This window comes from Pseudomonas sp. EMN2, from assembly GCF_009650555.1.
In the GTDB taxonomy this organism is placed as follows: Bacteria; Pseudomonadota; Gammaproteobacteria; order Pseudomonadales; family Pseudomonadaceae; genus Aquipseudomonas; species Aquipseudomonas sichuanensis.
On sequence record NZ_VZZR01000023.1, the window covers coordinates 1 to 18,279 of the forward strand.

At 59.4% G+C, this 18,279-nt stretch carries 21 protein-coding genes; all 21 read right to left on the minus strand.

The window, feature by feature from the left end; translation table 11 throughout:
- Positions 1-121 precede the first annotated feature (121 nt).
- The 21 genes from F6X61_RS08195 to pilO2 all read right to left on the minus strand — a co-directional run bounded on the left by F6X61_RS08195 (position 122) and on the right by pilO2 (position 18,272).
- Positions 122-2,371: an SNF2-related protein gene (locus tag F6X61_RS08195; RefSeq protein WP_153786177.1), complete on the minus strand. Its 2,250-nt coding sequence runs from the start codon at positions 2,369-2,371 to the stop codon at positions 122-124.
- Between the two features lie 97 nt (positions 2,372-2,468).
- A complete protein-coding gene (locus F6X61_RS08200) occupies positions 2,469-3,908 on the minus strand; it encodes a DUF6094 domain-containing protein (protein ID WP_153786178.1) in 1,440 nt (479 codons plus the stop codon).
- A gap of 28 nt (positions 3,909-3,936) precedes the next feature.
- Entirely contained in the window at positions 3,937-4,539 is a 603-nt protein-coding gene (locus tag F6X61_RS08205; RefSeq protein ID WP_371923671.1) for a hypothetical protein, read from the minus strand.
- Positions 4,540-4,604: 65 nt separating this feature from the next.
- Positions 4,605-4,859, minus strand: coding sequence for a hypothetical protein (locus F6X61_RS08210; protein WP_153786179.1), 255 nt, complete (start codon positions 4,857-4,859; stop codon positions 4,605-4,607).
- A gap of 91 nt (positions 4,860-4,950) precedes the next feature.
- A complete protein-coding gene (locus F6X61_RS08215) occupies positions 4,951-5,556 on the minus strand; it encodes a DUF3275 family protein (RefSeq protein WP_153786180.1) in 606 nt (201 codons plus the stop codon).
- A 61-nt stretch (positions 5,557-5,617) separates the two neighbouring features.
- The gene (locus F6X61_RS08220) at positions 5,618-6,028 is read right to left on the minus strand and encodes a hypothetical protein (protein ID WP_153786181.1); all 411 of its coding nucleotides are present in this window, start codon (positions 6,026-6,028) and stop codon (positions 5,618-5,620) included.
- A 69-nt stretch (positions 6,029-6,097) separates the two neighbouring features.
- Positions 6,098-6,418, minus strand: a complete 321-nt coding sequence (locus tag F6X61_RS08225) for a hypothetical protein (RefSeq protein WP_153786182.1) — start codon at positions 6,416-6,418, stop codon at positions 6,098-6,100.
- A 287-nt stretch (positions 6,419-6,705) separates the two neighbouring features.
- On the minus strand, positions 6,706-7,044 hold the full coding sequence (locus F6X61_RS08230; protein WP_153786183.1) for a hypothetical protein: 339 nt from the start codon (positions 7,042-7,044) through the stop codon (positions 6,706-6,708).
- 85 nt (positions 7,045-7,129) lie between these two features.
- Complete coding sequence (locus F6X61_RS08235) at positions 7,130-7,342, minus strand: hypothetical protein (protein ID WP_125859721.1); 213 nt, start codon at positions 7,340-7,342, stop codon at positions 7,130-7,132.
- Between the two features lie 77 nt (positions 7,343-7,419).
- A complete protein-coding gene (locus F6X61_RS08240) occupies positions 7,420-7,581 on the minus strand; it encodes a hypothetical protein (RefSeq protein ID WP_153786184.1) in 162 nt (53 codons plus the stop codon).
- A gap of 50 nt (positions 7,582-7,631) precedes the next feature.
- Positions 7,632-8,276: an STY4534 family ICE replication protein gene (locus F6X61_RS08245; protein WP_153786185.1), complete on the minus strand. Its 645-nt coding sequence runs from the start codon at positions 8,274-8,276 to the stop codon at positions 7,632-7,634.
- A 698-nt stretch (positions 8,277-8,974) separates the two neighbouring features.
- Entirely contained in the window at positions 8,975-9,325 is a 351-nt protein-coding gene (locus tag F6X61_RS08250) for a hypothetical protein (protein WP_153786186.1), read from the minus strand.
- Between the two features lie 893 nt (positions 9,326-10,218).
- The gene (gene pilM / locus F6X61_RS08255; RefSeq protein WP_153786187.1) at positions 10,219-10,659 is read right to left on the minus strand and encodes a type IV pilus biogenesis protein PilM; all 441 of its coding nucleotides are present in this window, start codon (positions 10,657-10,659) and stop codon (positions 10,219-10,221) included.
- Between the two features lie 24 nt (positions 10,660-10,683).
- On the minus strand, positions 10,684-10,992 hold the full coding sequence (locus tag F6X61_RS08260; RefSeq protein ID WP_125859714.1) for a hypothetical protein: 309 nt from the start codon (positions 10,990-10,992) through the stop codon (positions 10,684-10,686).
- A gap of 29 nt (positions 10,993-11,021) precedes the next feature.
- On the minus strand, positions 11,022-12,242 hold the full coding sequence (gene pilV, locus F6X61_RS08265; protein WP_153786188.1) for a shufflon system plasmid conjugative transfer pilus tip adhesin PilV: 1,221 nt from the start codon (positions 12,240-12,242) through the stop codon (positions 11,022-11,024).
- Positions 12,232-13,176: an ATPase, T2SS/T4P/T4SS family gene (locus F6X61_RS08270; protein WP_125859710.1), complete on the minus strand. Its 945-nt coding sequence runs from the start codon at positions 13,174-13,176 to the stop codon at positions 12,232-12,234. Before F6X61_RS08270 ends, pilV begins: the two co-directional genes overlap by 11 nt.
- 11 nt (positions 13,177-13,187) lie before the next feature.
- The gene (locus F6X61_RS08275) at positions 13,188-13,703 is read right to left on the minus strand and encodes a type 4 pilus major pilin (protein ID WP_125859708.1); all 516 of its coding nucleotides are present in this window, start codon (positions 13,701-13,703) and stop codon (positions 13,188-13,190) included.
- A gap of 22 nt (positions 13,704-13,725) precedes the next feature.
- Positions 13,726-14,892 carry a type II secretion system F family protein gene (locus tag F6X61_RS08280; protein WP_153786189.1) on the minus strand — a complete coding sequence of 389 codons (1,167 nt, stop codon included), beginning with the start codon at positions 14,890-14,892 and terminating at the stop codon, positions 13,726-13,728.
- Positions 14,885-16,423, minus strand: coding sequence for a GspE/PulE family protein (locus F6X61_RS08285; RefSeq protein WP_153786190.1), 1,539 nt, complete (start codon positions 16,421-16,423; stop codon positions 14,885-14,887). Before F6X61_RS08285 ends, F6X61_RS08280 begins: the two co-directional genes overlap by 8 nt.
- Before the next feature lie 12 nt (positions 16,424-16,435).
- Entirely contained in the window at positions 16,436-16,957 is a 522-nt protein-coding gene (pilP, locus tag F6X61_RS08290) for a type IV pilus biogenesis protein PilP (RefSeq protein WP_153786191.1), read from the minus strand.
- Complete coding sequence (pilO2, locus tag F6X61_RS08295) at positions 16,947-18,272, minus strand: type 4b pilus protein PilO2 (RefSeq protein WP_153786192.1); 1,326 nt, start codon at positions 18,270-18,272, stop codon at positions 16,947-16,949. The genes pilP and pilO2 overlap by 11 nt, the downstream gene beginning before the upstream one ends.
- Positions 18,273-18,279 lie beyond the last annotated feature (7 nt).

An 18,279-nucleotide genomic window follows, 5' to 3' on the forward strand; every position in this document is an offset into this window, starting at 1 on the left:
TCTTGAGGATTCATCGCTCCACCCCGCATCCTGTTTGACCAACAAAGCGTAGCTCAAATGGGAAACTTGTTTTTGAGATAGAACACTGGAAGTTAAGAGGCCACCGGAAGGTGGCCTTGGATTATGCAGCAGAAAGTTGTCGCGCGAGCGCCATCTCGAATGTATCTACGTCCTGGTTCAACGAGTCCAGCCCGGAATCAGGCACATCGCCCGAAGTGCTCTGCGCCACTGCGATTTTCTTGGCCATCAGCTGCAGGCAGGTGATCTGCGAGCTGCCGACGTAGCCTAAGAAAACCACACGGACAGGATGTTTCTGCCCGATCCGCCACGACCGCCGTGCGGCTTGCTGTAGGGTGTACACGTTGTACCCCGTCTGCAGGAACGCGATGGTTGGGAAGTCCAGCAGGTCCAGCCCGGTCTTAACCAGCTCCGGGTTGGTGAGCAGCACGTCGACACCGCGGTCGACCTGGTCGAGGATCCAGTCCTCGCGCCGAGCCGTTTCAACCGTGGCTCGCAGTACCGCAACGCGGAGGCCTGCCTGCTCGAGGACCTTCTTCAGCCTGGACGTGGTGTCGCGCGTCCCGCTGTAGACGGTATATGCAAGGACCTTGCGGCCTTTCGCTTTCTCCTCGAGGCACAGGTTCAGCAGCGCCTGCTCCTTGGGCATCAGTTCATCGTCGCCGAAGAGCGCCGGCACAAAGGCCAGCGTGTCTCGGGTGCGCGGATGTTTGACCATCTCCGATCGGAAGCAGCAGTCCGGCCAGGCCAGTAGCACATTGAGCACTACTCCCAGAAGGGTGGTGTCTCTCCGGGCCAGGGCCTGGCGGAGCTCAGCGGTCAACGTGGCCGCCAAGCGCTGGTAGGCCGAGGCCTGCTCCGGCGCCATGGGCACGTCAATGAACTCCTCCTGGTAGCTGGGCAGCACGTTGCCACCGATATCCTTGAGCTTCAGGAACACGGTGAATGGCAGCACGAACCGGTGGATGCCTTTAGGGCCGAAGCCTGGGGCCTTCACGGTGCGTACCGACAGCTTCTTACCCTTAGCGGTCTTGTGCGAATCGCCATCGCGCTCGGTGTAGATGTCCTTGAGGACTCCGTGATCGCGCATGAACGACATGGCTGCAGGAGCCATACTGCCGCGTGCGTTGGGTCGGTAGCCGTCCTCGATCATGCGCTGGGTGAGAATGCGGAACAGGAGGTAGAACAGGTCGTCGGCGTAGCCGCCCATCAAGGTCCCGGTGAGGAGCACTGTTTTACGCGCCTTCGCGGCCAACACCCCCATGGCCTGGCCCTGGGCCGAACCGCTGTTCTTGTACTCATGCCCTTCGTCGACAACCAGCAGGTCGAAGAAGCCATCGGGTAGGTAGCGCTTGATGAACTCTGTCGGCTGGTAGCCGCCTTCGCCGAATCCGAACTCGATGTTGGCCATCGCCCGCTCCATGCGCTTGGCCTGGCGGTCACTGAAGACGAAGTCACCTTTCGCGTCCATCAGGTTGATGAACTCAGAAACGTTGTCGACCAGCATCGAGGCCAGGAAGTCCTCGCCGAAGTCGTTCAGCAGCCGTTCCGCCCGAACCGGGCCGATCGTCGGTATCCGGCACATCGATTTAAGGATTGTCGAGCGTCGGTCGCCACCATCGGCCTTGCCTGGGCGCATAAGTGTCCAGAGGGCAGCGTTACAGACGGTGCAGTTACGACGGCGATCACCGCGCTCGAACTCGTCCACGGTGACCAGGTTGCCTTCCAGGTCCTTGAGGACCTGGCCACAATCTGGACATGCCGCCAGCAGTTGGCCACCTGCAGTACGCCGCTTCCAGCAGGCGAGTCGCCAGTGGAAACCCATCCGCATCCTGACGCGGCCGAGGATGAAGAACTCCGGCCGGCCGTCATAGGTTTGCCCCGATTGGTCACGCAGCTTAAGCAGCTTGACCAACGTGTCGGGGCCGTTGAGAACCCAGACGCGGGCGCCTGGCGTGGTCTCCAGGATCTCGCGCCGCCACTTGTAGACCAGGTGGGGTGGTGAGATGACGAGGGTTCGACGGTAACCTGCCGCGTGGAGCACGGCAGCGACTGCGATGGCCATCATCGTCTTCCCGGTACCCATCTCGGCGTTGATGATCGCAGCTTGCTCGTTGCGATCGAGCAGAAGCGCCGTGATGGCTTGGACAACCTCAGCTTGCGCCACAAATGGCGTGCGCTTGAGACTTGCCATCACGGCCTGGCGCTGTTCGTTGATGCTGCCGGTATAAACCGGAGGGTTGGAGCGGTTGAGCGACTCCAGGAGCTCATCGCCGAACTCGTCGATGAAGTCCGTCAGGTTGATATTCAGTGGGGAGTTGGCCGAGGCGGCTGCTTGGGTCAGTGCGTTCATGTGCATCTCCTGCAGGGAAAGCAGGGCATGCACAAACCCCGGCGGGTATGGGCATACCCTGTGGGTCGGTGTGGGGTTGTCGCCGTTGCAGCGTGGGTCAGTAGTCGCTGGGAAGCAGCAGGGTGGTCGAGCTGCGGTCGGCTTCGGTGATGATCCAGAGCCTGGACTCGTCGCCCGCGTCGATGTCGTAGCCTGAGAACAAACGGTCTCCGTGGGTAAGCGCAAGCTGATTGGAGGCTCGATCGTCATCGCATAGCTCGCCCCAGTCGCCAGCTAGATGGCGTTTCAGGGCGGGAGTAGGGTTGAGCTGCCCGGTCTCGACCAGATGGCTGACAGCGGCGCTCATCCTGATCTGCCCCGGGTTGAACAGTGACGTTGCAACTGGCTCATCAGATGCAGGCGCTTCGTCGATGCTCGCAGGCGAGGAGCTGATGATCAGCACCTGGCCGTGGTTCCCCGAGGAGGGCGTCATTTCCCAGGCGCGGATGATCGGAATGAACCGGTCTGTGAGGATTCTGACTTCTGAGACGTTGCCTTTCTCATCCTCGGTGAATTCGGTCTTGCGCACCTTGTCCTTGTAGGTATCACCCTTCACGACCAAGACCCGCCCCGACTTCGAACGTACAACACCGGAAATTGCGCCGGCGGCGAGGGCCAGAGCGAGGTGCCAGCGAGAAAGCTCGCGAACAGGGGCTCGGGGTTGAAGGCCGGCTTGCCCGAAGTGCAAGTTGAAGTCGGGCCAGAGACCTCGCAACCGCAGAATCTCGGCGGCGAATTGCTCCGGCTCCAGGGTAATGCGGTAGAAGTGCTCCAGATCGCTAGCAACTGACGGGACGAGGTACGGCTCCCATGGCCAGATGGCCGGGATCTCCTCGGCCTGTTCCTGCCCGGCACCGATCGACTGCAGACGAGCCCTCACCTGGTTGGTGGAAGCCCGGGCCAGGTCCTGCCGGCGTACACGGATGCCGAAGATCACCACCTGTTTGAAGGTGGGGTCTGCAGCACCGTACACGCGTAGGTCGGCGAAGTGATTGCTCAGCCATCCGGTCAACTCATCGTCCAGCACGTAGTGAGGGACGATGAGCACCATCAGGCCGCCGTACTGCAGAAGCGGGAGGCAGCGCTGATAAAAGGCTTTCTCCAGGCGCCGGCGGCCGCTGCCTTGGTACTGGGATGCACCGGAGTGATCCGCGACCAGGTCACCGTAAGGTGGGTTGAGCCAGAGCAAGCCGAACGACTGGCGGCTGATCAAGGTGTCGAACAAGTCGCTGTGCAGCACCCGGTCGAGCAGACCACGCGCGTGATCCGCGCGTTCGCGATCGTACTCGACGGCGAACGCTTGGACCTGGTCGCGGCCCAGGAAGTGAGCCGCTTCAGCAAGGGCAACACCCTCACCGGCACAGGGGTCGCAGATCCTCATCCTGCCCGAAGCGGCGGGAGTGAGTGCCAGCAGCGTGCGTTCAAGCGTGATTTCATCGGTGGGGTAGTAGCCGTTGCGGGCAAAGTTGCGCGCAAGGCGCGGAAACATGAGGGCCATAGGGCGTCCTTTGAGTTGGTGGATGAGCTCAGGCAGGCGCCTGAGCTTCAGTGGTGAGTACGCCCTGGCGAATCAGCTCTCCGAGAGCAGGCTCGAGTACCTCGAGCTTCATGGCGAGTCGCCAGGCGCAGACATTGCCGATCGCTCCAGGGAGGGCGATCAGCATCTGGTGCTGGGTGAGGACTTCCATCACGGGCTCGCGCCAGTGGGAGAGAAGGGGAAGCGGGCAGGTCTCGATCACCAGCGGCCAGAGCCGATGGTGTGGGGCTTCATTGCGCTCCAGGAGGGCGAAGGCGAAGTGATTGGCTTGGTCGGGCACCGAGGCGCGTCGATCGAACAGCCAGAGGTGCAACATGCTGCCGAACAAAGTCCCGCGGAACTGCCGTGTGGTGCGCTTTTCCAGCTGGTCCTGGTTGGGGAAGACGGGGATGCTCCGCCCGTCGACGAGAATGTGAAACTGCTCGAGGCCGTTATCTTCCCGGCCAAGCGTGAGCCTGGCCAGAAACTCCTGCAGGGCGGTATCACGGCCCCAGGCCGACATGAACACCAGGTTGCGCTGCTCATCGCACACGCATGCGTCGACGTACAGGTCTGGGCATTCCTCGATCTGGAACAGGGGGGATGGGTGCATGATGGCCTCCATTATGGAGGCGTCCGTCCCAGAGGGCGGAAACGCCCCCCGGGGTGGTCTGGTGGTTAGTTGAAGGTCCTGGTGGCTGGATCGAAAGCCACGCTGTCTTGTTGGTGCAGCGGCCCGTGACCCTCGAGGAATATTTGGATTCGGTACTGGTCGCGGAGACGTATAGCAGCCTCAGCCTGGTCCAGTGTGAGTTCCAACTCTTCGATGAAGAGGTCGACGAGCTCCTCGTCAGTCGACACTTCGTTGTTGGACAGCTGGTCCTCGATGTTGGCGAGGGTTTGTTTGCTCAAGTTGCTGAACATGGCGTTCATGGTGGTGCTCCAGGTAGAAAATGGAGCCCCCGAGGAGGCCCCTCAGGGTATGTAGTTGAGGTTGACTGCTGCCGTGGCTTGACTGGTCGCTCTAAGGCGAGGTCCTGGTCCAGGTTTGAGTTTTGAAGTCCATGGTGAAGCCGAGCTGGTCCAGCCGCGTGCATTGGGCGCGTAGCCGTTGTCGGTCTACGGTGGTGTCGAGCCTCACGGTTTCGCTCAATGGCCACACCGTGCCAAACAGCTCGGCATCGATGTCATTGGTGTTCGGTGGCACCGGTGGACTCATCCCGAAGGGCTCATCCGAGGCGAAGGCATCAGTTTGGGGCTGTCGCGCCGGCGTACTTGATTTCCGACGTGGCGGTACCGGTGAGGATGGTGGCCCGTCCTCTTCAAGAGGGTCAGGGACGTTTGTTGGCAGGTGTTCTTCGTCCTCGCGACTGAGGCCTGTGACATCCTCCAGGGTCATGCCCTCAAGTTCAGCCCTGATCTCAACAACGAGTCGACCGCCGTGCGAGTAGTACGAGGGTCGAATCTGCTTGATCGCGAAGTCACCTCGGTATTTACCCTCCTGGTACTGATCCAGGAGAGCATCCTTGATGGTGAACTCACCGATCGAGGTACTGAGGCGGCCGACATTGAAGAGCCCAAGTCGGCCGGAGATGGTGCGGATGGCCAACTGGCCGGTGATGGAGATCATGTGCGCTCCCCGTAATGCATGGGGAACACCAGCGGGTGTTCCCCGCGAGGGTGGAAGGTGATCAGCAGTCGAAAAGAGGCAGACCGTTGAGAACGTTGCTGTTGGGGTCGATGACCAGGAACCTCACGTCAGCCTGAGCGGCAAGAGTGAGCACTCGGATGGTCTCCTCGCTGAAGCCCTCGGCGGCTTGCAGAGCTTGAAGGGTCGACAGGTCGTACCCCCAGTGCTGCCCCAGATGTTGGTCGGTCCAGGGCGCGCTGAGAATTTTGAAGCCGATGGCGTCACTGTCGGGCAGCGTGAAGCACTCGAAGTGAAGCAACGCTGTATCAGCATCCTCGGCGAGTGATTGCAGGTCCGCCCAGTCTTCCTCGGGCAGGTGCGCTGAGGCGATCTCGAAAGCTCGGCTGCAGCTGGGATGGGGTTGAGAGTAATCGCCGGCAGCGATGTGGAAGGGGTTGGGTAATTGTGCCATGTGGCGTGCTCCTGGTTGAGAGACGCCACCCCAGAGGGTGACCCCTCTGGGTGGGTAAAAATGGCTGTGTCAGGCGGGGGCTGTAGCGGGCTGCAGCTGGATCTGGATGTAGGCAGGCTCGTTCTCGGGTGTGACGACTCGCAAAGCGAGGGCAACCCAGTCACGGTCGCGGCCAGTGTGGCGCTTCGTGTACACGCCGAAGGAAAGAGCAGTGGCCTGAGGCTGCTGCTTGAGCTCCTGCCACGCCGTCTGAACGACAGTGGCAAGGCGTTGGCTCATCTCGGCCACCCGCATGGGGTTCTCGAGATAGACCGCCCGCATCCAAGCCGGGTTGTCCAGGACTACTGGGAGGGTGAGGTATGCCTCGCTCGAGGCGGAAGATAAGGACATGTGAGGTCTCCAGATAGACGAGGCCTCGTCCGCGAGGATGAGATCCCCGCAGGTAGGTAATGTAGAGGGCACTCCATCACTTGGTGATGCGATCGCGCTACCGAGTGCTCGGCGATCTTGGGTGGGTTAGCGCAACGCGCTGGAGCCTTAAACCCTGGCTCCGGGAGGCACTGTCAACGACAGTGAACCAATTCAGAATTCGTTGGCCTGGCGGCCGGGCCTTACTTAGCTGGTGCTCCTCCTGAAGGGCGAACCCTTCAGGCTGGAGGAGAGTGGTGGGGAGCCGCTTAGAACGGAATGCCTTCTGCAATCCGCTGTTGATCGGCAGCAGCAGCCGCTACCAGCGCCGCGCAGTAGTCCTTGCTGTTGAGCTTGTAGCCTTTCCGTTCCGCTTCACGCCTGAACAACTCATCGTGGGGGAACGAGAAACTTGCGGCTTTTGCTTGCAACTCGGTCAAGGTGTGGACGTGCCGGTACCGATTGGCGGGATACGGGACGGTTGCCACGATGGTTGTGATCATCTCCGCGAATAGCTGCTCGAGGACGTCGATCCGGAGAAAGGCGCGCGGGATGAGAGGGTGATTGACGAACAGAACGCCGTGGAAAACTTGGGTCGCGTTGGACATGGTGATTCTCCGTTGAGGGGTCACCAACCCGCTCGGGTGATGTACCCGATAAGGTTTATAAGCTCAGCCGAATGGTGTTCGGCTGTTACAGTTCGATGGCATATGTCTGATCGATGGTTACAGCGATGCCGTCTGTGAGTGTGTCACGTAGTTCCCAGGCTAATACTCGGGCTTTATTCTCATTCAGCCACACAAACGCTGAAAGGACTGACGAGAAATGAACAGAGCCTTCCAGGTCGGGGAACTCAAGAGGTACGTAGAGGAGTTCGAAGTTACGCTCGAAGTTTAGAAGAAGCATGATGTCTCTCCATTGAAGGACATCAGCTCCCGCAGGGGATCGGTGTCCCCAGTCGGGTTGGAAGCAATTTGTTGTGATCAGTGGGTCAGCGCAACGTTGACTGAAGTGGTCTTGCGTTTGTTGGTCACGTACAGCCCGAAACCGCTCAGGCCGATGAGGGCGCATGCACCGAATACGATGTCGCCCAGGACGAGGGCGGCGATGAGGAGCAGCAGGTTCAGAACGAACAGGGTTTTCATGTTTGCCTCCTGGCAATGAACAAAGGCGCCCAGAGGGCGCCTTGAGGGGGTTAAGCAGCCTGATTGGCCTGCTCAGGAAGATCGTGACCGACATCGGTGAGATCTTGGTCAGCGAACTGAACGGCATCAGGTTGAACCTGGTCAGCATGTTGCACTGCGTCAGGTTGAGCTTGGTCAGCGAGTACCACTGCTACAGGTTGAGCGATGTCAGCAGATTGAACCGCATCAGGTTGGGCCTGATCAACCAGCTGATTGGCTTCCGGTGCAGGCTGATCACTGGCTTGGGCAGGGGCGCCTTTCGGCTTGGCCTCGTAAACCAGTTCTTTGTCCACCTTGATCCAGCCGATGAACAGCAAGCGACCTTTGAGGCTTGCGCCTGGTTTGCCGGCTTTCTCGCCTTTCTCAAAAGTGAACGCATCAGCCCAGATGTCGCCGATCTTGAAGGAAACCAGCACCTTCTTTTTCTCATCGACGGCTTTCTGGCAACGCTTGATCAGCGTTTCTGCATCGGCACCGACGACATTGCAGTCGATGTAGGAGTACTCGGCTTTATCCATCGAGCCGTGCAAAGCGGCAATGGTGACGCAGGTGAAGGGTTTTCCCTTGCGGGGAGTGACAGTGCGGATACGGTTGAGGTAGCCGATGCCAGTGGTGTGCAGGTCGAAGAATTTGGATTCGTTGGATTGGTTGCTCATGGTGATTCTCCATCTTCAATAGCGAAAGCGGAGAAACACTTCGCCCATGGGGGAAAGTATTCCCCGCGTGGGTTGGGATGCAGCAAGTTGGGTAGGCTTCCATCAATCGAGAGATTGATCAATCGCGCTTCCGGAAGCTGGGCGATTTTGGGGAGATCAACACCGCAATGGGTGTAGCAGTCTTTCAGATCATGACTGCTCGGGCTTGGGTTACTGACAACGTCAGCAGCTCACGGTGACAAGGATGGAAACGGAGAAAGGTATTGTCAAGCTCTGGAAGAAAAAACCCTCCAGCAGGAGGGTTAAGGAGGGAAAATCGATGATCAATGTGCGCGAAGAATCTTCTGGCACCGACGTTTGATGTTAGGCCAATCAGCCCATACAGCCATGCCGCCGCAGATGAAAAGCAGGGCAGTGAGCATGAGGATGCCGAATGTGGTTTGGCTCATGTCATTCCTCCGGGGTGAGGTAGATGCCTGTGATCCAGATTACAACACCTACCACGAGGGCGAAAGCTGTCAGGAGACGGCTAGTGCTGAGGAAGATACCTACGAGGGCGGCGGCGACGGCAGTCGTCCCGATCTTGCGAAGGTCGTCCGCTACAGCGGCGCGTTTTTTTGATGCCATGGCGTTCCTTCAATCGCCAGGCCCTCACCTTGCCAGGTGGGGTGCCTGGCACGGGGTGAGGTGGGAGAAGGTTAGATCGATGCGATCGGAGCTATGAGCTCATCCAGCGGACCCATTCGCAGCGGTGCTTTGCGCGTGGGCTGCTTGGGCTGACGGGTGCGGCGCTTGGTCGGTGGTACCGGCTTGGTGTTGGCGTCGAACCACTGGTTCAGATCAGCGCCACGGCGAACAAACGTAGGGACCCGTGAGAGCTCATCCCAGTCATTGCGGGTGGGAGCTATGCTCGCAAACCGAACTGCAGGCTGGGCCTGAGCTGGGACAGAGGGAGATGGGCGTTTCAAGGCGCGCAGGAACTCTCGGGTGAGGGTGCCGAGCGCGTAGCCAAAACGAAAGCCGGTCGAAGGTGCGGACAGTGCGGTCATGGTGTTTCTCCTGCGATTATGAAATGCGGAGAAACACTGGCCCTGTCGGGGAAGTGTATTCCCCGCTGGGGTTGCGGAATGAGCTTCTATCGACGGAGGTCGATCGGTCGTGCTACCAGAAGCTAAACGACCTTGGGCTTGGCGGATCGCACAAACCGCGTGCTGCAGCATTACGGATCCGAGCTGCATGGGCATGTTGCTGACAACGTCAGCAGATCACGGCCTAATCATCGGAGCGGGGGGGAGTTGTGTCAAGCGGGAGGGGGGATGGAAAGGAGATGGGGGAGGGAGAAAGCCGGCGAAAGCAGCGGTCTAAAGCTGCTTCCGCCGTGTTTTGAAAAAATGTTGAAGGAGCCACCTGTGTCGAAATCGTCGATCCCTGGGCATTGATCGTCTCGATTTTCATCACCCGGCCATTCTCGTGGCTTGGCCAGCAAACATGAGGCACGCATCCGCGCACAAAAGGAGCCCGGCTTGTCGCCGGCGGGCCACCGGCAGGGGGAGTGTACCCATTGGGTAGCCTGATGGACCTGTGACAAGTCCATCAGGCTACCCAAAGGGAGGGAAAAGAGAGGGGTCACATTACCAGGTGACCCTTGGAGCAAAGAAGCACCGAACCTCTTGAAACTCTATGTGCCTGTGGACTCGATCATCACGAGTTAGACGGCTGCGCAACTAGAGAGAGCAGGGAGACACAGGGAGAGTATTCAACCAGATCCGCACGCCCTTCCCGGAGCTATAGCGTGCTTACGGTTTGGTATTGAGGCGGACCACAACACCTGGGCGCTACTGATGACCGTCAGTAGCCAGCGGGGTTAAACCGAATACTGATGTCATTATGGGTCGTAGCAGGGCCGGGATGCAAGGCTCGCGGGTATTTTAGAGCGGCGGGGTCAGTAGACCGCAACGACCGCGCCTTCGGGCACCGGGGCTGGAATCGGGATGGCCATGTCCCCCCCTTTCGGTGAGTACAGATGGCCAGATCGTTTCACACCAACGGTCGTGGACTCGGTTCGCGCGGTCAGTGCAGCGGACAAGCCAGCGGGGATCGGGCCGGTGATGTAGGTGTAGGACACCCCCGACGCAACATAGGCGGTGATCCCGCTCTGTTTGCTGTACCAGTCTGGCAGACTCAGGGCAGTCTCCGGAGGAACGCCAACAAAGCCGGGATTGGCCCACGCATACTCCGCTGCGGCCGAGCGATAGACCAACATGCTTCGACTGATCGCGTCGAGGGTGGATTGCTCGGATACTGACTGTTCGTTGTACTGCGCCTGGGAAAAGAGTGCAGAAGCGCCGAGAAGCATGACCAGCACTAACCAATAAATATACATTTCATCGGGCTCTGCGCAGTGGTCTTATAAATTGGCCCAGAGGCTCACAGCGATGGTCGCGACTGCCCCTAGAATCAAAATGTAGGCGACCATCTTTTTGACATTAAATGCCTGGTGGGGGTTGATAAGGCTGTTTGACTCAACTGCATGCAGCAAGTAGATGTCATTTTTGATGTGGGTGAATCGGTATGTGTAGTCGCCAACCTCAAAGACGGTTTCGCCTTTAAGTGCAGCCGGCCAAAGTTTGGTGCTGCAAATCCTGCTGCGTGCAGAGAACCAGGTCACCAGTTCGTCGAGGGTGTACTGCGTATTGTTTTCTAAATGGTCTTTCATTCGTGTTAGCCCCAATAGTTTTTGGTGTCTTATCGTTGGCACTGCCAGTAGAAGAGGCCTGCCCAAGACAAACGCGAAGTGATCAAGTACCAACCGTTTGATTGACGGATGACGCGGCCTACCTCGTCCTGGCCCACGGCATTTGCACCTGATAAGTTGCAGGTTACCCACGACAAATCGGCGAGGTAGCACTGGGTCGATGCCCAGCCACCAGGTGATTGACAGGACCCAGTTATATATTCCGGAAACTTAGCTTTGGCCGCTGTCCATTTATAGTTTTCGCAGGAAAGGAGCATTCCGGTTGTGGTCTTCGCCATGAGAGTCAGGTCGGTGCAAGCACCTCCTTCCGCACCTCGGCCACCGATTGAAAGGTATTCGTTGGTTGTCAGTCTTCCGGTGGAAGAGATGGTTCCAGGAGAAAAGAGCTTGCCAGCAGTGAGCCCCTTGTCGTTATAAACACGAACCCAATCTGCATCGGACTGATAAAGGCCGCCGCCCCATTTTTCGTTGATCCAGCCTGTATCATTCTGGCTCTTGAACCAACCATCTTTGCTAGTGATGTCTTTCGTGGCAGTGATGTTGCGCGCGTTGTTAATATCATTCCCGCCCATGTCGATGTCGGTGTTCATCCGGTTGTATTCCGGATGACCTGGCACCGCATTGCGGTAGAGGTAATCATTGGCCAGGTCACCGTCCATGAGGAACAGCGCGCTCGCGGTGTGCCCCGGCCCAGGGTTGATGCCGTAGTTGCTCAGGGCGACCTCCCAACCTCCACGCACACCCTGGATCACTCCAGGATTGAACACGGAAACGAAACCACCCGGGGCGCCGAGGTGCTCAGCGATCGTACGGATTCCGAGTTCGGGAATGATCTGCCCACCAGTGGTGACCGCGATTGCCTCCAGCTGGTTGGCGCTCAGGCGCCTGGCCAGGCCAACAACGGTCTGGCCGAAGCCATTGGTTGAGCTGAAGCCTGCCGGCAGATATTTGGTGTTCTGCAGCATGTCGACGGTGACCTGGACCGGTGTGGTCGGACCGGCGTTGGTGAGCACTACGGCGTAGTTGTCCTTCAGGTACTTTGAGAAGGCGTCGGCGACGGTCCTTTGGTGCTCGGCAGCGATCCGGTAGTCCTGCTGGTTGCCGTAGTTGATCATCCACCAGCCTGCGAGGGAGAGCAGGATGGCTAACGCGATCAGGCCGAACAGCGCGTCAATGGTGAAAAAGCCAGCTTGCCCGCGTTTACTGGCCATGCCAGAGACTCCTGTTCGATTGGGTGACGATGTCTTGCTCGATCATCTGAAGGTGCCCGCTGCGGATCTTTTCGCGGATGGATGGAGCGTCATCCTGGGTGAGCAGCAGGGTCTGGAGTGTGAGCCGCGGCTGGGCGTGATCCGGGCGCAGGAGGGTTTGGTGAATCACCGCCGTGAGCCCCTGTGAGAGCACCTCCATGGCATTCGGCATGATGGGCTCAGCGAGCACAGCCAGACGCTGGATGGCGCTTCCGATGCCGCCGCCGTGACCTGTGGAGAAGATGAGATGGCCGTTGATCGAGGCCTTAATGACTTCAGCGGCGGTGGCGGTGTCCCTCACCTCGCCGACCAGGATGAGATCGGCGCGGGTACGGAGCGCGCGTATCAGCGTTTCTGAGTAACCGCCCTGGACGCGGGAAACCGGCAACTGGATGCAGCGCCCAGCGCCATGTTCGCCCTGCAGTAGCGTTTCTGGCGGATCCTCTACCGTCAGGCCAAGGCCGCCGCGTGATGTCAGGCGTGCCTTGACTGCTGAGGCTGCACTGCTGGTCTTGCCGGTGCCCATCTCACCGACGAAGTACACCAACCCCCTGGTTTCTTCTGCGAGCAAGCACTCGTAGATATGGTCCGGCAACCCAAGATCCTCGAGAGGGATGATGGTCGCTCTGGAGCGGTTCAGAACAAAAAATGGCTTGGTGAAGACATCGAGGATGTACGTCACACGCAGGAGCACGCGCTCCTCCAACACCAGGGCGAACTCGGGCTCGCGTGTCGTCTCGAACTGATGCAGACAGCGTGCTCTGAGCTCCTCGATTTCGGTCAGCCATTCATGTGGGACGGCGGCTTTTCTGGGCTGGCCGGCCAGCCCCTTCACATCGGCAAAGTCGTGGCCAAGGTAGAGGTCCACGAAGTCAGCATCGGCAATCAAGCTCACACCGGCAGCCTTTAGTAGGTGGTCCAGGAAATCGAGTTCATGTCGTTGGAGCAGCTTGTTGTTGCGGAGGCGGGAAGTACCTCGCCGCTGGTTGCCGATCCACCGTTGATCGAGGTTGTGGTCTGCTTGTCTTTTGCGATCTTCGTCGTCAGCGTGATGCAGGAGGCCTTGGGCACATTGGATTCGGTGAGGGTGAAGGTCATGCCGTTGCTCACCAGGGTGACAGCACCGTTCCATTGGTTTGTCAGGGTGTTGCCCGAGACGCCCATGGAGCCGGTGCCGTCAATTGCGATCAGCGAAGGGACGAGGTTGGTCCCCGAGCTGCCGTACCCAGTCGATCCCTTGAGCTTTTTGGCGTTGGTGATGATGGTCGTGATGTTGCTCTGCTCGACAGCGGCATCGGAGCTGCCGAGCATCTTGTAGCCGATCCAGGCGATGAAGCCCAAAGCGATGGTGATGAGCATGATCCACATCACGCCATCGATGGACAGGAAGCCGCGTTGGTTTTTTGGAGTAGAAAGTGTCATGGGTTGCCTCTGGGCTGGATGCTTAGTGTTGGATGGAGTCCATCAGGTCGACGGCGAGCTGGAAAATGCCGACCATCACGAAGATCATGAGCAGGCCCATGATTACTGCGGATAGCGCTGTAAGTGACTTGGAGGCCGTTTCCACGCGCTTGAGCATCTGCTCGAGCCACCGGTTGGCGAAGCGCTCCATCGAGACGGCAAAGCTTTGGCGGGTGGCCAATACCTGCAGGAAGTGAATGGCCATGGGGTCGGGGAACTGATGCCCGGCTAACTTGAGCGCGGTCCCGAAGTCCTTACCCGAACTGACGCCGTAGTTAATGGCGTCGATCCTCTCCCGAAGCCAGGGAGATGCGCTGCGGCTGAGAATGCTGAGGGCGTTCAGTTGGCCCACGCCGGCGCGGAGCATCACAGACATGTTCAGCAAGAAAATCGAGCCGTGGAGGACCTTGTAAATCGACCACGGGGGGATGCCTTCGAGCCGCATCCTCATAGTCTGCAGAAAGAGGCTGAGCTGGGTTTTCCATACCGGGCTATTCGGTCGTACCTGCAACCCACAGAAGTAGGGAAGAGTCACGAATGACACCACGACCAGGGTCAGCACGACAGCGACGATCAGCAGTCCGTAGTGCGTGACCAGGTTGGATAGCGCGTACAGGATGCCGGGGATGCCGGTCCACAACTCGGGGTCTTGGCGCTGAGCCATAGACGGCACCATCCAGGTTGCGATCACGTACAGCAGCGCCCCCATCAGGCTCCAGGTGATAGAGGGAAGCGCTACGACGGAAATGACCAGGCGGGCAATGCGTTGGCGCGCCTCGATGAGCCGGACACAATCACGGAACGCGTCTGTCAGGTTGCCGGTCTTCTCGCCGGTTTCGACCAGCGAGGCTTCGTCGTAAGGCAGGTGGCTCCGGCAGGCATCGGCTAGGGATTTACCACCGCGCACGAGCATGGCCACCTGACTGCAAATGACCGACACGGGATGCATTGTCTTGCCGTCGTTGCTGAACGCCTTGGCGACGGTTTCCAGTGCTACTTCGATCGCGATTCCGTCCTCGATCACGCCCATGAGGCTCTCGTAGAACTGGATCCGCTCGTTCTTCCCAAATTGCTTGGCATAAAAGGTCACCTCCCAGCCCTGGGCGGCCTCCCGAACGCCTGTCCAGAAGTCTCGGAGCAGCTCAAGCATCGCTTTGCTCCATTAGCTGCTTGTCGAAGTCGAGTGGACCGGCGAAGAGCTCGGCATCGCGCGGGTCCACCGCTCCCTCGGTGATTTTCATGATTGCGTGGGTGATCTTGGTGATGCCGCCCATCTCGTTGACCCAGTACCTGCGTGCCGCGCTTGCACCGCGTTTGCTGAACGTATCCATGAGCCTTACGTTGGTCAGCAGTGTCTCGGCGATGACGGTCCGATCGACCACGCCGAGGTTCTTGCAGTGGTTGCAGCCGTCACCGATCAGGTTGACCTGGTCGACGATCTGCAGTTGCTCCAGCCGGGCCAACAGATCGCTGCTGATGCCGTGAGTATGTTCCCTCAGCGGGATGCGGCAAGCGGGGCAGAGAACTGGCACTAACGACTGGTTCACGATGCCCGTAGTCAGCAGCGGGTCGGTGACCAGGTAATCAGCAACGCCCATATCGATCAGGCGTTGAATGGAAGCGATCGCGTTGTTGGTGTGCAGGGTTGACCAGCTCTGGTGACCGGTCATGGCACCGGTATATGCAGCCTGTGCCGACGCCAGGTCGCGCAGCTCGCCGTACATGAGGACATCGGGGTCAAGCCGTACTGCGTTGGTAATGCCATCCCCCCAGGTCTCACCGGCGTAGATAGGCGACTGGTTGGCTTTAAGCGGATACTCCGGAGGATGCTCGAGCGTAAGGATGTGCCTGGAACCCCCGGTCTCGTCATACAGCGCGTTGAGGTTGACCTGTAGGGTCTTCGATTTACCGGAACCTGTCGGGCCGGTGATGAGGTTCAGCCCGTAAGGAAAGCTGCGCAGCCTTCTGAAATGCTCGACCTGCTGAGGTAGGAACCCCAGCTCTTCGAAGCTTTGCTTGGACGTGTCGTCGTACAGCAGGCGCATGACCATGAGAGGTCCGTCAACGAGCGGTCGCGTTGCTACTCGAGCCCCATACAGGCCCAGCTGGTCGACGAACTTGCGACTAACGCGGGCGTCCTGCGCGATGTGCGGTTGGTAGTAGTCGCCAGAGACATCGCACATGCTGTTGTACAGCGCCGCGCAGAATTCCCGCCCCACGTCGCTCTTCTCTTGGCGGACCTCCTGCAGGACACCGAATAACCGGTACTTGATGCGGGTTACATCGTGCGAAACGACGATGTGAATATCACTTGCACCGCGGCGGTGGGCGTCACCCATGAACTCCACGACCTGAGCCTGGCGCTGAGTCTCGACCAGTGCTTTCATGCCCGTGGTCGCTGAGGCCTGATACAGCGCCTTGATCTCGGTCATAGAGGCCGAGACGACCTGGAATTCGATGCCCTTGTGTTCCAGCTGGTCCAAGAAGGACATGACGTAATGATCGCTTACGTGCTGTGGAGAGACGTGCACCTTCCCATCGGCGGTCATGGCCAGGATCTGGCGCAGATCATCCCTGATTGGATGTGGGCCGCCTGGCGCGGTCAATACCGCTGCTGGCAATGCTGTCAGAGGGGATTCGGTGGGTTCGAGGCCCTCGGGCGCAATGGAAATATCGTTCATGGTCGACGCTCCTCAAAGTTGTCCAGGGTTCAGGCCAGGCAGGCTTGTTTGCGGTTGAAGCATTCCCGCCTGGCTACCGAAGCCCAGCGGAAATCGCTTTCCTCCCTTGCTCAGGACCACCCCGTCTAGCGTGATTTGCAGGACACGAAAATCATCCGGCAACTCGCTACCGGGCTTCGCATCGATCTCGCCGCCACCGCTGTAAATCAGCCTTGCCCGTAGCTTTTGTCCGGAGCCGCTGATTTCTTTCACCACCGGTAGTGCCGACTGGCGTGGCCCGGGCGCGGTCACGCCTATGGCGGATGGAAGAACGGCAGTTGGGAAGGGGGCTGTGGACTGCGGTGTGCTCGAAGCTTTGGCCGTCGCTTCGCGCTCGGCTTGAGCCCGCTCAGCCTTTGCCTTGAACAGGATGGTTTCGCTCTGCACCTTGCCGAGCTCGCCGACGTTGATACCGGCGAGATCTGAAGCAACAGCCTGCGCACTGAGGATGGGCAGCCACAGCGACAGGAACATCAGGCGGAGGTTATTTGGCATACAGGACTCCTGTGACTGACCAAATGAGGTGGTCGGCCTTGATCTCGGTCTTGATCTCCTGCAGGCGCAGTCCCTGGGTCGGGGCACCGTTGAAGGAGTCGTAAGGCAAAACGCCGGAGGTGTAGGACAGTTGGTACTGCTTCCACTGAGGCGGCGGCGGTGGCGGTGGTACGGCTTGGCCGGGTAGAGCTGGCTCTTGAGGCATGACGACCTGCATCTGCTGCAGCTGTGGCTCCTGGGAGAAGCCGTGGAACCAGCTGGTCAAAGCGTTGAGAGCGTCACTGGCATCGACCAGGGGATCATCGCCAGCCGCATTGAGAGAGATGTCGAACTTCAGCTTGCCGACGTTGCCTTGCTCGATGATTTCCGGGGTAGCAGTGCCACGGTTGGCGACAGCGCCGGCCAGCTCGTGCGCGGTGCTGTTGCCCGTACGCTGGTAGTTCGCGATGACCTGGTCCCAGTTGCACACTGCATGGTTGAAGGACCACCCTTCGATTATCAGAGGCAACTGGTACATCACTTGGCTGCAGGCCTCGACGAAGTCGGTGACCGAGGGTTGTTTCGCCCATGGGTGTTCCAGCGCCTGGAGAGGTTGCTCTGTCCCTGTCTGCTTCTGCAGCTCGGCCAACTCCTCGAGGCGCTTCTTCTCGGCAGCGATGGCAGCTTGCCGCGCGACCTCGGCCTGGTGAGCTTTCCATTGCGACCAGCCCAGTAAGCCACCCCCAATCAGCAAGGCCACGAGGAGCAGCTGAGCCAGTTCAGCTTTGGACATGCCGAGCACGAGCGGACGTAATCGATACTCACGCTTGAGCCGGGACGGCTGGAGCAGTTCGTCGATGTCGATGGGCTCGCCACCCATGGCGAACTCGGTCGGGAGAAATTCTTGTTCGAACTGGATCCCTCGACCACGCTGCTGCAACACTCGCTTGCGGACTTCTGCTGCAGTGCCGATCAGGTCGCAGCCCGGAATGATTCTGCCGTCGTGCACAGCGACGATGGCATAGCGGTCCTGGTTAGCATCAACGGCCCAGGCGGCGATCCACGAGTCGCCTAGCTGACCTGCCAAGGTAGCGGCCAGCGAGTACATGCCTTTGTGGACGTCAGAGGAGCGGGAAACGAAGCCCGCTTGGATCATGAGCGACGTCCTACGGATCGCGACGATGTCCAGGCCGTGCTCATGGCCGTACTGACGCGCTTCCTTCATGTAGCTGGTCATGTTGCCCAGCGGCGTCCAGAGCATGCCTGTCACAAAGACGCGCCCGCGGACCTGAATGGTCTGCACCCGGCTGGTGGGTTTTGGGGATTCCGTGTTCATGTGTGCC

Bases quoted from the DNA above. Each gene is read 5' to 3' on its own strand.
- F6X61_RS08195 (WP_153786177.1), bottom strand. From the start codon at position 2,371: ATGAACGCACTGACCCAAGCAGCCGCCTCGGCCAACTCCCCACTGAAT.
- F6X61_RS08200 (WP_153786178.1), bottom strand. From the start codon at position 3,908: ATGGCCCTCATGTTTCCGCGCCTTGCGCGCAACTTTGCCCGCAACGGC.
- F6X61_RS08205 (WP_371923671.1), bottom strand. From the start codon at position 4,539: ATGCACCCATCCCCCCTGTTCCAGATCGAGGAATGCCCAGACCTGTAC.
- F6X61_RS08210 (WP_153786179.1), bottom strand. From the start codon at position 4,859: ATGAACGCCATGTTCAGCAACTTGAGCAAACAAACCCTCGCCAACATC.
- F6X61_RS08215 (WP_153786180.1), bottom strand. From the start codon at position 5,556: ATGATCTCCATCACCGGCCAGTTGGCCATCCGCACCATCTCCGGCCGA.
- F6X61_RS08220 (WP_153786181.1), bottom strand. From the start codon at position 6,028: ATGGCACAATTACCCAACCCCTTCCACATCGCTGCCGGCGATTACTCT.
- F6X61_RS08225 (WP_153786182.1), bottom strand. From the start codon at position 6,418: ATGTCCTTATCTTCCGCCTCGAGCGAGGCATACCTCACCCTCCCAGTA.
- F6X61_RS08230 (WP_153786183.1), bottom strand. From the start codon at position 7,044: ATGTCCAACGCGACCCAAGTTTTCCACGGCGTTCTGTTCGTCAATCAC.
- F6X61_RS08235 (WP_125859721.1), bottom strand. From the start codon at position 7,342: ATGCTTCTTCTAAACTTCGAGCGTAACTTCGAACTCCTCTACGTACCT.
- F6X61_RS08240 (WP_153786184.1), bottom strand. From the start codon at position 7,581: ATGAAAACCCTGTTCGTTCTGAACCTGCTGCTCCTCATCGCCGCCCTC.
- F6X61_RS08245 (WP_153786185.1), bottom strand. From the start codon at position 8,276: ATGAGCAACCAATCCAACGAATCCAAATTCTTCGACCTGCACACCACT.
- F6X61_RS08250 (WP_153786186.1), bottom strand. From the start codon at position 9,325: ATGACCGCACTGTCCGCACCTTCGACCGGCTTTCGTTTTGGCTACGCG.
- pilM (WP_153786187.1), bottom strand. From the start codon at position 10,659: ATGTATATTTATTGGTTAGTGCTGGTCATGCTTCTCGGCGCTTCTGCA.
- F6X61_RS08260 (WP_125859714.1), bottom strand. From the start codon at position 10,992: ATGAAAGACCATTTAGAAAACAATACGCAGTACACCCTCGACGAACTG.
- pilV (WP_153786188.1), bottom strand. From the start codon at position 12,242: ATGGCCAGTAAACGCGGGCAAGCTGGCTTTTTCACCATTGACGCGCTG.
- F6X61_RS08275 (WP_125859708.1), bottom strand. From the start codon at position 13,703: ATGACACTTTCTACTCCAAAAAACCAACGCGGCTTCCTGTCCATCGAT.
- F6X61_RS08280 (WP_153786189.1), bottom strand. From the start codon at position 14,892: ATGCTTGAGCTGCTCCGAGACTTCTGGACAGGCGTTCGGGAGGCCGCC.
- F6X61_RS08285 (WP_153786190.1), bottom strand. From the start codon at position 16,423: ATGAACGATATTTCCATTGCGCCCGAGGGCCTCGAACCCACCGAATCC.
- pilP (WP_153786191.1), bottom strand. From the start codon at position 16,957: ATGCCAAATAACCTCCGCCTGATGTTCCTGTCGCTGTGGCTGCCCATC.
- pilO2 (WP_153786192.1), bottom strand. From the start codon at position 18,272: ATGAACACGGAATCCCCAAAACCCACCAGCCGGGTGCAGACCATTCAG.